14 protein-coding genes are annotated in these 13,042 nt (G+C 46.6%); 6 read left to right on the forward strand and 8 right to left on the reverse strand.

Annotated features, from left to right (window positions below):
- Positions 1–8: 8 nt before the first annotated feature.
- Genes sdhA through sdhC form a run of 3 tightly spaced genes read right to left on the reverse strand, consistent with a single transcriptional unit; the run spans position 9 to position 2,509 of the window.
- Entirely contained in the window at positions 9–1,775 is a 1,767-nt protein-coding gene (gene sdhA / locus LRP50_RS07350; RefSeq protein WP_274163811.1) for a succinate dehydrogenase flavoprotein subunit, read from the reverse strand.
- Positions 1,776–2,123, reverse strand: a complete 348-nt coding sequence (gene sdhD, locus LRP50_RS07355) for a succinate dehydrogenase, hydrophobic membrane anchor protein (RefSeq protein WP_274163812.1) — start codon at positions 2,121–2,123, stop codon at positions 1,776–1,778. It abuts the gene before it with no gap.
- Positions 2,117–2,509 (reverse strand): succinate dehydrogenase cytochrome b556 subunit, encoded by a 393-nt coding sequence (sdhC, locus tag LRP50_RS07360; protein ID WP_274163813.1) that lies wholly within the window; start codon positions 2,507–2,509, stop codon positions 2,117–2,119. Before sdhC ends, sdhD begins: the two co-directional genes overlap by 7 nt.
- A gap of 405 nt (positions 2,510–2,914) precedes the next feature.
- On the opposite strand from sdhC, the gene LRP50_RS07365 reads away from it, so the two are divergent.
- On the forward strand, positions 2,915–4,204 hold the full coding sequence (locus tag LRP50_RS07365; protein ID WP_274163814.1) for a citrate synthase: 1,290 nt from the start codon (positions 2,915–2,917) through the stop codon (positions 4,202–4,204).
- Between the two features lie 100 nt (positions 4,205–4,304).
- On the opposite strand, the gene LRP50_RS07370 is transcribed toward LRP50_RS07365, so the two are convergent.
- Positions 4,305–5,063, reverse strand: coding sequence for a Nif3-like dinuclear metal center hexameric protein (locus tag LRP50_RS07370; RefSeq protein ID WP_274163815.1), 759 nt, complete (start codon positions 5,061–5,063; stop codon positions 4,305–4,307).
- A 119-nt stretch (positions 5,064–5,182) separates the two neighbouring features.
- On the opposite strand from LRP50_RS07370, the gene LRP50_RS07375 reads away from it, so the two are divergent.
- Positions 5,183–5,944 (forward strand): DUF1853 family protein, encoded by a 762-nt coding sequence (locus LRP50_RS07375; RefSeq protein WP_274163816.1) that lies wholly within the window; start codon positions 5,183–5,185, stop codon positions 5,942–5,944.
- A gap of 60 nt (positions 5,945–6,004) precedes the next feature.
- Here the strand turns inward: LRP50_RS07375 and pgm are convergent, their stop codons facing one another.
- Both pgm and seqA read right to left on the reverse strand, forming a co-directional pair.
- Positions 6,005–7,651: a phosphoglucomutase (alpha-D-glucose-1,6-bisphosphate-dependent) gene (gene pgm / locus LRP50_RS07380; protein ID WP_274163817.1), complete on the reverse strand. Its 1,647-nt coding sequence runs from the start codon at positions 7,649–7,651 to the stop codon at positions 6,005–6,007.
- 120 nt (positions 7,652–7,771) lie between these two features.
- Positions 7,772–8,317, reverse strand: coding sequence for a replication initiation negative regulator SeqA (seqA, locus tag LRP50_RS07385; RefSeq protein WP_274163818.1), 546 nt, complete (start codon positions 8,315–8,317; stop codon positions 7,772–7,774).
- 100 nt (positions 8,318–8,417) lie between these two features.
- On the opposite strand from seqA, the gene LRP50_RS07390 reads away from it, so the two are divergent.
- The 3 genes from LRP50_RS07390 to fldA all read left to right on the forward strand — a co-directional run bounded on the left by LRP50_RS07390 (position 8,418) and on the right by fldA (position 10,109).
- Positions 8,418–9,191 carry an alpha/beta fold hydrolase gene (locus LRP50_RS07390; RefSeq protein WP_274163819.1) on the forward strand — a complete coding sequence of 258 codons (774 nt, stop codon included), beginning with the start codon at positions 8,418–8,420 and terminating at the stop codon, positions 9,189–9,191.
- A 59-nt stretch (positions 9,192–9,250) separates the two neighbouring features.
- Positions 9,251–9,472, forward strand: a complete 222-nt coding sequence (locus LRP50_RS07395; protein WP_274163820.1) for a DUF2788 domain-containing protein — start codon at positions 9,251–9,253, stop codon at positions 9,470–9,472.
- A 109-nt stretch (positions 9,473–9,581) separates the two neighbouring features.
- Positions 9,582–10,109, forward strand: coding sequence for a flavodoxin FldA (gene fldA, locus LRP50_RS07400; RefSeq protein ID WP_274163821.1), 528 nt, complete (start codon positions 9,582–9,584; stop codon positions 10,107–10,109).
- Positions 10,110–10,151: 42 nt separating this feature from the next.
- Here the strand turns inward: fldA and LRP50_RS07405 are convergent, their stop codons facing one another.
- Positions 10,152–10,637 (reverse strand): DUF4442 domain-containing protein, encoded by a 486-nt coding sequence (locus LRP50_RS07405; RefSeq protein ID WP_274163822.1) that lies wholly within the window; start codon positions 10,635–10,637, stop codon positions 10,152–10,154.
- Positions 10,638–10,831: 194 nt separating this feature from the next.
- Between LRP50_RS07405 and fur the strand changes: the two genes are divergently transcribed.
- The gene (gene fur / locus LRP50_RS07410; RefSeq protein ID WP_274163823.1) at positions 10,832–11,278 is read left to right on the forward strand and encodes a ferric iron uptake transcriptional regulator; all 447 of its coding nucleotides are present in this window, start codon (positions 10,832–10,834) and stop codon (positions 11,276–11,278) included.
- 90 nt (positions 11,279–11,368) lie between these two features.
- Here the strand turns inward: fur and glnS are convergent, their stop codons facing one another.
- A complete protein-coding gene (gene glnS / locus LRP50_RS07415) occupies positions 11,369–13,033 on the reverse strand; it encodes a glutamine--tRNA ligase (RefSeq protein ID WP_274163824.1) in 1,665 nt (554 codons plus the stop codon).
- Between the last annotated feature and the right edge of the window lie 9 nt (positions 13,034–13,042).

A 13,042-nucleotide genomic window follows, 5' to 3' on the forward strand; every position in this document is an offset into this window, starting at 1 on the left:
TACCTCCCTTAGTAAGTACGCGCTTTAGGCGGGAACGTATCACGATGGATCGGTTCCATGTTGACATCACGCTTAGTCATCGCTTCGGTTTCAGGGTTGTAGATGGTGTGGCATAGCCAGTTATCATCATCACGCTCTTGGAAATCAAAACGAGCATGTGCACCACGGCTCTCTGTACGGTAGTTCGCCGCAACAGCGGTTGAGAACGCAGTTTCCATCAAGTTATCAAGCTCTAGACACTCAACACGTTGGGTGTTGAATTCGCTTGATGTGTCATCCAAGCGTGCTTCTTTAAGACGCTCACGGATAACTTTAAGTTCTTCTAAACCTTTCGCCATCGCATCACCTTCACGGAATACCGAGAAGTTATTTTGCATGCATGACTGAAGGTCTTTACGAATTTGAACTGGGTCTTCGCCTTTCTGCGTTGAGTTCCAACGATTTACGCGAGCCAAAGAGGCTTCAATATCAGACTCAGACGCATCGCGTGCTTCAGCTTGTGCAGCCAGCGTTTCGCCAAGGTGTAGACCTGTTGCACGACCAAATACCACCAAATCAAGCAACGAGTTACCACCCAAACGGTTTGCACCGTGAACAGAGACGCTCGCAATCTCACCACATGCAAACAAACCTTGAATTTCAACGTCGTTGCCATTCGGGTCTTGTTTAATCGCTTGTCCTGAAATCTGAGTAGGAATGCCGCCCATCATGTAGTGACACGTTGGGATAACAGGAATCGGTTCTTTGATTGGGTCAACGTGAGCAAAGGTACGAGACAACTCAAGAATACCCGGCAGACGCGCTTCAAGTACGTCTTTACCCAAGTGATCGAGTTTAAGCTTAAGGTGAGGACCCCAAGGACCATCACAGCCTCGACCTTCGCGAATCTCTACCATCATTGAACGTGCAACAACGTCACGACCTGCAAGGTCTTTGGCGTTTGGTGCATAACGCTCCATGAAGCGCTCGCCGTCTTTGTTCAAGAGGTAACCACCTTCACCACGACAACCTTCGGTAACGAGAACACCCGCGCCAGCAATGCCTGTTGGGTGGAATTGCCACATTTCCATGTCTTGCATTGGTACGCCAGCACGTAGCGCCATACCAACACCATCGCCAGTATTGATGTGAGCATTCGTTGTCGATTGATAGATTCGACCCGCACCACCAGTGGCTAGAACTGTTGCTTTGGCCTTGAAGTAACAAATTTCGCCACTTTCCATGTCCATCGCTGTAGCGCCAACCACGGCACCGTCTTGGTTTTTCACAAGATCTAATGCATACCACTCAGAAAAAATCGTTGTTTTGTTTTTGATGTTCTGTTGGTACAGCGTGTGAAGCAAGGCGTGACCCGTACGGTCGGCAGCAGCAGCGGTACGAGCAGCTTGCTCACCACCGAATGCTTTTGACTGACCACCAAATGGGCGTTGGTAGATGCTGCCGTCTTCGAAACGTGAAAACGGTAGGCCCATTTTCTCGAGCTCGATAACTGACTGAGGACCTGTTTTACACATGTACTCGATCGCATTTTGGTCGCCAATGTAATCAGACCCTTTAACGGTGTCATACATGTGCCATTCCCAGTTATCTTCGTGGGAGTTACCCAAAGCAACGGTGATACCACCTTGCGCAGACACTGTATGCGAACGTGTTGGAAAAACCTTTGAAAGCAAAGCACAGGAAAGGCCTTGCTCAGAAATTTGAAGTGCGGCACGCATACCTGCGCCACCCGCACCGATGACGATTGCGTCAAATTCTCTTACTGGAATACTCACTTACACACCCCACAAAACGAAAAAGCCAGTCAACAGGTAGACAAAAAGCAAGGCGACGATGCCAAACTGCATCAGTGCACGAAGCAGTGTCGGCTTAATGTAATCTGTCAACACTTGCCACATGCCAATCCACGCATGGATAAGCACGCAAACCAGCGCTAGCATAGTAAAGACTTTATTGCTTGTCTGACCCCAGAATTCCACCCAACTCAAATAAGTTAGCTCAGGGCCGAACGCAAAAAATCCCACCATGTAAAAGGTGTAAAGCGTCATGATAATGGCAGTAGCACGGATCAAGATAAAATCGTGAACACCGTTTTTGCCGAAAGAAGATACATGTCCTACCATACTAACCCCCACGCTAAAACAGACAGCACTGCAGTGATGCCGAATGCGACTTTCGCGCTCATGTTTCCTGATTCGAGTTCTTCAAAGTACTTCATATCCATCAGCAAGTGACGAATGCCACCGACAATGTGATATGCGAGTGCAGTCAAGATGCCCCACAGGATGAACTTGGCAAAAAAACTATCGACAATGTCTGCTGCAGCGTCGAAGCCGCTAGGAGAAGATAGTGACAGGCTTAATAACCAAAGAAGGATGGCGACCGAAACGAAGGTGATAACACCTGATACACGGTGCACGATAGACGCTATCGCTGTGATGGGGAAGCGTATGGTCTGAAGGTCGAGGTTTACCGGTCTTGGCTTTGTTACTTTCACGATATGGCCCACTCAGCTCCATTGAGCAATTATTGTTATAACACTCTCTGAATTTACATTTCGCGATCGCGCCAGACCTGCAACATCTTTAATTACGTTTTACGAAGGCTTCTGCTATTAACTGCAGATCAAGCTCCGTTTTACGCAGAGAAAATATCGATTTGAGCCCCGAAACGCCCCGGCATTATGTAATATCCAGAGACCTGCCGCAGAGTATATGCCCCGTAACATTTAAACACAAACCAATAAAATTGACGGAAATCCCGAAACAGAGCATTAACTTAATACGCACATATTTTTGATACTTCCGCACACCCGACAAAGATCACTTCTGTAAATTGACATCTAATGCAGCGATCGGTACAACAACGGGGTCCGTATCCGGGATAGGATTATATAATAACAAAGGAGAATGTTATGGCAGATAAGAAAGCTACCCTCAATATTGAAGGGAAAGCACCTATCGAACTGCCGATCAAAGGGGGCACAGTCGGCCCAGAAGTTGTCGACGTACGTGCTTTGGGCGCAAATGGTTATTTCACGTTTGACCCAGGTTTTGTTGCAACAGCGTCGTGTGAGTCACAAATTACGTATATTGATGGTGACGCTGGCGTTCTATTGCACCGAGGCTTCCCAATTGATCAACTAGCCAATAACGCTGATTATTTAGAAGTCTGTTATATCCTTCTGTATGGGGAAGTCCCAACCCGCAAGCAATACGAAGAGTTTCGTAAGATTGTTACTCGTCACACTATGGTGCACGAGCAAATTGCGAGCTTCTTCCATGGCTTCCGTCGTGACGCACACCCTATGGCTGTTATGGTTGGTGTGGTCGGTGCCCTCGCTGCGTTCTATCACGACTCACTCGACATTAATAACGATGAGCACCGTGAAATCACTGCATATCGTCTGCTATCAAAAATGCCGACGCTAGCAGCCATGTGTTACAAGTACTCTTTAGGCCAACCTTTCATTTACCCAAGAAATGATTTGGATTACGCCGAGAACTTCCTACACATGATGTTCGCAACGCCTTGTGAAGAGTATGAAGTCAATCCGGTTGTTGCTCGTGCAATGGATAAGATCTTCACACTACATGCTGACCACGAACAAAATGCATCAACATCGACGGTTCGTCTCGCAGGTTCTTCTGGTGCTAACCCATTCGCATGTATCGCGGCAGGTATTGCATCACTTTGGGGCCCTGCTCATGGCGGTGCAAACGAAGCATGTCTGAAGATGCTGGAAGAAATCGGCACGGTCGAAAATATTCCAGAGTTCATTGAGCGTGCGAAAGACAAAGAAGACCCGTTCCGTTTGATGGGCTTCGGTCACCGCGTATACAAAAACCACGACCCACGTGCAACGGTAATGAACCAAGCATGTCATGACGTTCTTGATGAGCTGAATATCAACGACCCATTGTTGGACGTTGCGATGGAACTAGAACGCATTGCGCTTTCTGACCCGTACTTTATCGAGAGGAAGCTGTACCCGAATGTCGATTTCTACTCAGGCATTATCCTGAAGGCTATCGGTATTCCAGTTTCGATGTTCACCGTGATTTTTGCGATGTCTCGTACCATCGGTTGGATTGCACATTGGAATGAAATGCATAGCGACCCTCAAAACCGTATCGGTCGTCCGCGTCAGCTGTACACGGGCTATGACCAACGCGATTTTCAACCAATGAAAGATCGTGATTGATTAGTCGTCATTGCTAACAAAAAACGCCGCTTGATGCGGCGTTTTTTTTGCGCTTGAATCACAGAGAGTTGTGATTCAAGCGCCTCTATTCTTTAGAGCACTATACGGGATTATAGATGTCAATAAAGGTGACATCCATCTGGTGATGTTCCGACAACCACTCTCCCAATGCCTTAATACCATAACGCTCTGTAGCGTGATGACCCGCACCAAAATAATGTAATCCCTGCTCTCTTGCAGAAAAAGTCGTTCTTTCTGACACCTCACCGGACACAAACGCATCCATTCCTTTGCTCGCCGCTAAATCAATATAATCTTGTCCACCACCGGTGCACCAGCCAACGCGTTTGATCTGACCTTTTTGCCCACCATCAATAAACAATGGTCTTCTGCCCAATTTTTTCTCAAGAAGAGATGCAAACTCACTCGCAGACAACGGCTCAGGAAGCTCACCCCAAACAGCCACTGAACGTGGATTACCATCTTCTAACCCCCCACATTCATCAATACCCAATAATCGGGCTAACTGCGCGTTATTACCGACGTCCGGATGTACATCCAACGGCAAATGATATGCATAGAGGTTAATTCCATTCTCCACCAGCGCCTTGATACGACGATACTTCATGCCCCGAATGGGTTCAGGCTCTCCACGCCAAAAATAGCCATGATGAACCAATACTGCATCAGCACCCTGTTCAATAGCAGCATCAACTAATGCTTGTGAAGCCGTCACGCCAGTAACGATTTTTTTGATCTCAGGCTTCCCTTCAACTTGTAACCCATTAGGGCAGTAATCTTTAATCAAATTGGGTTTCAAAAACTCATTAAGAATGGCTTCAAGTGCTAGGTTGTTCATGTTTAATCCTTAATCGAGCGATAACTTTTGGCCATTCTACCTACCATTGACGTGCAGGTGAACCGACATTCCGATAAGCTGTTTATTCACACACAGTCAATACCTTATGGAAACTCGTGATGTTTGCCGATGAAGCACAAGTCACCCGAGACATAGAATGGATATCCAGCGCACCGCCAATAGTGCAAATGTCTTCCCATTCATTTGATGACGATTTTTGGTCTGGTTTAGTACCCGCAATCTGGCCTGGCTATACAGGTGGGCATCGCATTGGCTTTTATTATCAATGGCTGGTATGTCAATGTATTGAATCTCACCCTAAGTACCAACTCGTCACAGAAGAAATCCAAGTCACCAAAGATGGTCGAACACTGGGAGCCATTGACTTTGTAGTGAAAAATCCAGCTGGAGAGCTAGAGCATTGGGAGGTCGCTATCAAGTTCTACTTAGCATTTGGCACTGATTGGCACGGGCCCAATGCAAAAGACACGCTAGCAAAGAAATATGAAAAAATGGCGCACCAGCAACTGCAACTTTCGGAATCTGAAGCCTATCAAACTCAGTACCCTGAGCTACCGATCAAGCATAGAAAATTATTGATGCAAGGACGTCTATACACCAATCCGTTCATCCTAGAGCCTGAAATCCCATTTCCTTCAGTCACTGCTGAATCGGTCTCTGGATATTGGTGCTGGCCTAGCCAACTCCCTGAAGACTTACGTTTTTACCACTTACAACGTCACCAATGGCTGGAAGCCCCTCGATTCGATGAACTCGAACCGTTTGCACTCGAGCTTCCTCTCGTTCGCGCTCAGCACATCATCGATGAAAATGGTAAACGCTGGTTTGTGGTTCCCGAATCTTGGCCAAACTGCCATTAAAAAAGCCACCGGCTATCGGTGGCCCTTATCAATGAGTCCTAACGGTTTAATGGCTTAAACTTATAGTCCAGCAGCTTTAAACACATCACTCACGATTTTCTGTGCTTCATTTTGTATCTGGCAAAGATGCTCTTCACCTTTAAAGCTCTCGCAGTAAATCTTATAGATGTCTTCAGTACCGGATGGACGTGCCGCAAACCAACCGTATGCAGTCACCACTTTCAGCCCACCGATCGCTTGACCATTTCCAGAAGCGTGAGTAAGTTTCGCAGTGATCACATCACCCGCTAATGTTTCTGCAGTCACCATCTCTGAAGACAGTTTGCTCAACACCGCTTTTTGCTGAGTGTTTGCCGGTGCTTGAATACGTGCATAGCAAGACGCACCAAATTTCGCAGCCAACTCGTCGTAGTACTGCTGAGGGTTTTTACCCGTTACTGCCGTAATTTCCGCAGCAAGCAGACAAAGAAGAATACCATCTTTGTCAGTTGACCATGGCGTACCATCCATACGAAGGAAAGAAGCACCTGCGCTTTCTTCACCGCCGAAGCCCAACTCGCCACTGTACAAGCCATCAACAAACCATTTGAAGCCAACGGGTACTTCACACAGTTTGCGACCTAGGCTCTCAACCACTTTGTCGATGATGGCACTCGATACCAAGGTTTTGCCCACACCAACACCTTCGTTCCACTGAGGACGATGCTGATAGAGATAGTCGATGCAAACAGCAAGGTAATGGTTTGGGTTCATCAGGCCTGATGGCGTCACAATACCGTGGCGGTCGAAATCTGGGTCGTTGCCAAATGCTAGATCATACTGATCTTTGTAGGCCAATAGACCCGCCATCGCAGATGGCGATGAACAGTCCATGCGGATCACACCGTCTTTATCTAGCGACATAAAACGAAACGAGGGATCGATATCATCGTTAACAAGGGTGATATCTAGATCATAGTAAGCAGCGATCGCTTTCCAGTAATCAATACCTGAACCACCTAGCGGATCCACACCAATATGAAGGTTTGCTTTTTTGATCGCTTCAATATCAACAACCTGACCCAATTCGCGCACATAAGGCATAACGAGATCGGCCTCAACAAACAATGCACTTGAGGTAGCATCGTGATAGCTAACTCGGCGAATGCCCTCAAGACCTGCTGCAATATATGCGTTTGCGCGTTGCTCGATAGCTTTCGTCAACTCACCTTCAGCAGGTCCACCATGCGGAGGGTTGTACTTAATACCACCGTCCTGAGGAGGGTTGTGCGACGGCGTGATAACAATACCATCCGCTTGATGCGCATTGGCTTTGTTGTGTTCCAAAATGGCGTACGAAATACCCGGAGTAGGCGTATAGCCACCGTGCTCTTGAGCGACAACACTCACGCCATTGGCAATCAGTACTTCTACCACAGAGCAAAACGCAGGCTCAGACAAGGCATGCGTGTCTTTACCAACAAACAGTGGGCCAGTGAACCCTTGCTCTGAACGCACATCGGCAATCGCTTGGGCGATAGCAAGAATATGATGTTGGTTAAACGTAGATTTGTCTGCGCTTCCGCGATGACCAGACGTACCAAACTCAACGTTGTGCGCTGAGTTAGTTGGATCTGGCGTCAACTGGAAATAGTTCGACACCAGTAGAGGAATATTATGCAGATCTTGTTGCTGGGCACGTTGCCCTGCACGTTCGAAGCTCGCCATGTGTTCGCATCCTTTCCGGAAATCTAAATTCTAAAAATACAAAAAGGCTCGTCAATGACAGAGCCTCTATTTAATCTTAACTATTCACAATCAGTATGTTACTGGTACTAAGTGCGATATTTAGATCTCACCAACGACTTTTTCTGTAATGTCGCTCGCAAAACCCATTTTAGTCATCAGCTGCTCAACCATCTGGCGCTTACGACCGGTATTCGTATTGGTGATCACCCAAAAAGGCGTGGTCGGAATATGCTTAGGCTTGGTGGTTTTACCACTTTCAAGAAGCGTTTGCTCATTATCAGCAAAGTAAACTCGCGTGCGGCCTTTCAATGCAGTTGCTTCTGCAAATCCTTGTCCGTCAATACGATAAAGTGCTGATAGAACCAACATAAAGCGGCCAATCGCTCTTTCTTGCGCGGCAAACTCGTCAGAGATCAACAATGAACGCATTTCTTTCACGCGATCCACAGAGTCTTGTTTTCCCGCATCTTTGCTGACAACAATTCCCTTAGGCTTATTCGCGGGAGTCAAAGTCGCAACGGGTTGTTGATCCATCTGCGGTGCCATCAATAAGCGGCGCAGGATATCCGATGCACTTTCACCAATGTGATGTGTTTGGCTGGCAATGTACCGGTATAGCTCTTCATCAACCTCAATTGTCTTCATCGTTTGATCATCGTGTCCTAATTACAATTCAACAGGGCGATTATACAGAGTTAGAAAGGTATACTCTACGGCAAACGATTCATATTGAGAGAAAACAACGGTGTTTTTAAACTACAAGATCCAAGGGGAAGGAAGACCTTTGCTCTTGATCCATGGACTTTTTGGTAGCTTGGACAATCTGGGCGGTCTTGCTCGCGTTTTGGCCGAGCATTACACAGTCTATCAAGTTGACTTGCCGAACCATGGCCAATCCCCTCGCTCACAGAGCGTCGACTATATTTCGCAAGCAAATGCAGTCAAAGACTTTATGACGCAACAAGGGCTTGACCGCGCTTCTGTCGTCGGTCATTCAATGGGCGGGAAAGTCGCCATGATGCTCGCGATCTCTCACCCTGAGATGATAGATCAATTAGTTGTCATGGATATCGCGCCAGTGGCCTATCAAGAACGCCGACATGATGCCGTACTCGCGGGTTTGAATGCATCTATGCGCTCGCCAATCACCAGCAGAAAAGCAGCGGAAGCGATCCTTTCGGATCATATCCTAGAGCCAGGCGTGAGACAGTTCTTGCTGAAATCACTAGCTAAGCAAGACAATGGCGAATTTGAATGGCGCTTTAATGTCGATGCTTTGGAAAGAAACTATGACGATATCACTGGGTGGCCAGCCAGTGGTCACTACCATGGTGACACTCTCTTTTTGAAAGGTGCAGACTCTGACTATATTTCAGCAGCACACCGTGAAGAAATAGAACGCCAATTTCCGCAGGCAAAAGCGCACGTTATTGCCAATACTGGCCACTGGTTACATGCAGAAAAACCTGACGCAGTAGCGCGTGTGATCACTCGCTTTTTAACAAAGTCAGAGCGTTAACAGACGCATCTGAGTTGTGATATAGTGCGCCACGAAATAGTTTCCGAAAGGAGAGGGAAATGCTGTACGAGCACTTTGAATTGCTCGAAAAGATAGGGCTTGATCTGCTTTTTGCAGCTATCTTCTTTTTCATCGGCATGGCAATCAAGGATGTATTAAACGAAGGAAACGTACCACCATTTGGCCGACGTATAGTTTGGCTGGTACTTTTCTTAGGATGCGCTGGTTTTATTACCAAAGGCGTGATCCAGTTGTTCTGGGAAGGTGCAGGCATAGGCTGATTGCTTGGGCTTTACCGTTAGCAGCAAGAAGGCTTCCCCTTCTTCTACACTTTAGAATGTGAGATGTGTATATTGCATCTCGACTAACAGAAAACAGGTATTCTCTATTATGGCGAGCGTAGGTCTCTTCTTTGGCAGCGATACAGGTAACACTGAAGCTATCGCCAAGATGATTCAAAAACAACTGGGCAAACAACTGGTCCATGTTCAGGATATTGCAAAAAGCAGCAAAGAAGACATCGACAACTTCGATCTGCTATTACTCGGTATCCCAACTTGGTATTACGGTGAAGCACAGTGTGACTGGGATGATTTCTTCCCAGAGCTTGAGCAAGTTGATTTCTCAACCAAACTCGTTGCCGTCTTTGGTTGTGGTGATCAGGAAGACTACGCAGAGTATTTCTGTGATGCGATGGGCACCATTCGTGACATCGTTGAAACGAAGGGTGGCACTATCATTGGTCATTGGCCAACTGAAGGCTATGAATTTGAAGCTTCAAAAGCCTTGGTTGATGACAACCACTTCGTCGGTTTGTGTGTCGATGAAGACCGCCAACCAGAGCTGACTGCGCAACGTGTTGAAACATGGGTTAAACAAATCCATGAAGAAATGTGTTTGGCAGAATTGGAAGGTTAATCTTTCCAATCAGCAGAAAAACGCGCCCGATGGCGCGTTTTTTTATGACTGTACCTCTGGCTTATCACGATATTTGGGCTTCTTACGCACGTATAGAACTCGCCTTACTCGGCTCACCACTTCCCCATTTGCATCTAACACATTGACGACAAATTCGGGGAACACCTTGTCGCCATTTGCCGTTGCACGCTGGATCGACGTGATCGTTTCTTCTGGGATCACAAACTCAGCAAACAAATCAGAAGCGCCAGGCTTAATGAAATTGATATCGGCTTCTTTGTCCCAAACAAAGTACCTCTCACCGAGTATCCCCATCAACATCAAAGCATAAGTAGGATCTGTCATGGAAAAAATGCTGCCGCCATACTGGGTACGGTTTGCGTTCTTATTCCACCAGCGTAGTTTCAATCGGATACGAACAAAACGAAAGTCATCACTGATTTCGATAATCTTAATCCCTGCGCCCCAAAACGGCGGCCAGCAGTTGAGAGCAAATTTAACGATCCCTGGTTTATAGTATTTGTACACAGTAATTCCCTTTCTGGTCTAACCAGTTTATCGTGCCATTTTTGTTTCCGAACAACAAGCCGCAAAACCAACCAATTAGGTCAGTTATTTATCGACATGCACTAGCGAGGCCGTACCACATTTGTTACGCTAACAAACAATTTTTCCCGTTCTCATAAATACACAGGGAAAAGCAATTACGTAGGAAGAACCGGATGTCAGATAATAACAAGGCACTGAAAGACGCAGGACTGAAAGTCACGTTGCCTCGACTAAAAATCCTAGAAGTCCTGCAACAACCGGACTGTCAGCACATCAGCGCCGAAGACTTGTATAAGAAACTCATCGATATTGGTGAGGAAATTGGCCTTGCGACCGTTTACCGTGTCTTAAACCAATTCGATGATGCAGGCATTGTCACGCGCCACCACTTTGAAGGTGGTAAGTCAGTCTTTGAACTTGCGACACAGCATCACCACGACCACTTGGTTTGTCTAGATTGTGGCAAAGTAATTGAATTTACTGATGATGTGATTGAAACACGTCAGAAAGAAATCGCGACTCGATATAACGTTCGCCTCACCAACCACAGTTTGTATCTCTACGGACACTGTATCGAAGGTGATTGCAAGACAGACGATAGCCTTCATGACGCTAGATAGTCTCAACAATACCGTTTCAGTCGTTTGTCACTGAACGATAAACATAAAAAAACCGGAGCATCTGCTCCGGTTTTTGTTTACGGGACTTAATTACCCGTCAATTTTTGCCCACGTGTCACGAAGACCTACGGTACGGTTAAATACCAGCGCATCGTCAGTGCTATCTTTACGATCAACACAGAAATACCCCATACGCTCAAACTGGTAACCTTGCTCGGCAACTGCTGCTTTTAGGCTTGGCTCAACATAACCTTGAACTACTGTCAGTGATTCAGGGTTAATAGTTGCCGCGAAATCATCTGCAGCGCCAGGGTTCGGCAATGTGAACAAACGATCGTACAAACGAATCTCAGCAGGTACACCCGCATCCGCAGATACCCAGTGAATAACGCCTTTCGCTTTACGGCCGTCTGCTGGGTCTTTACCCAAGGTTTCAGGATCGTAAGTGCAGTAAACCGTTGTTACTTTACCATCGGCATCTTTGTCACAACGCTCAGCTTTCACGAAGTAAGCATTACGCAGGCGTACTTCTTTACCTAGCACTAGGCGCTTGTACTTCTTGTTTGCTTCTTCACGGAAATCTTCCGCTTCAATCCAGATCTCACGGCTAAACGGAATACTACGCTCACCCATCTCTGGTTTGTTTGGATGATTCGGTGCAGACAAATGCTCAATGTCACCGTCAAAGTTCTCAATCACCAATTTGATTGGATCTAGAACTGCCATCGCGCGCGGGGCATTTTCATTCAAGTCATCACGAATACATGACTCTAGTGAGCTCATTTCAATCGTGTTTTCTTGCTTAGTCACACCAATGCGCTTACAGAATTCACGAATCGCAGCAGGCGTATAACCGCGGCGACGCAAGCCAGAAATCGTAGGCATACGTGGGTCATCCCAACCGTTTACCAAGTTCTCGCTCACAAGCTGACTCAACTTACGCTTAGACATCACTGTGTATTCAAGATTCAGGCGACTGAACTCGTACTGACGTGGTTGGCACTCAATGGTGATGTTATCCAATACCCAATCGTAAAGACGACGGTTATCTTGGAACTCCAACGTACACAGGCTATGTGTAATGCCTTCTATCGCATCAGAGATACAGTGCGTGAAGTCGTACATTGGGTAAATACACCATTTATCACCCGTTTGGTGATGGTGTGCGAAACGTACACGATACAATACCGGATCACGCATCACCATGAATGGCGAAGCCATATCAATTTTCGCACGCAGACACGCTTTACCTTCTGCGAACTCACCGTTCTTCATCTTGTCGAACAGTGCTAAGTTCTCTTCCACAGTACGGTCACGGTAAGGGCTATGCTTACCTGGCGCTGTTAGCGTACCGCGGTATTCACGGATCTCATCTGGGCTTAGCTCTTCAACATAAGCCAAACCTTTCTCGATCAATTCAACCGCGTAACCGTGCAGACGATCGAAGTAACCAGACGAATAACAAACTTCGCCGCTCCAATCAAAACCCAACCAGTTCACATCGCTTTTGATAGATTCAACAAATTCGATGTCTTCTTTTTCTGGGTTAGTATCGTCGAAACGCAGGTTACATTGACCCTGGTAGTCTTTAGCAATACCAAAATTCAAACAGATCGACTTTGCGTGACCAATGTGAAGGTAACCATTCGGCTCCGGTGGGAAACGCGTATGAACTGTTGTGTGAACACCACCAGCCAAATCTTTATCAATGATTTGACGGATAAAGTTGGTTGGACGAGCCTCAGACTCACTCATCAAAAAATA

Source organism: Enterovibrio gelatinilyticus (assembly GCF_028683095.1).
GTDB lineage: Bacteria > Pseudomonadota > Gammaproteobacteria > Enterobacterales > Vibrionaceae > Enterovibrio > Enterovibrio gelatinilyticus.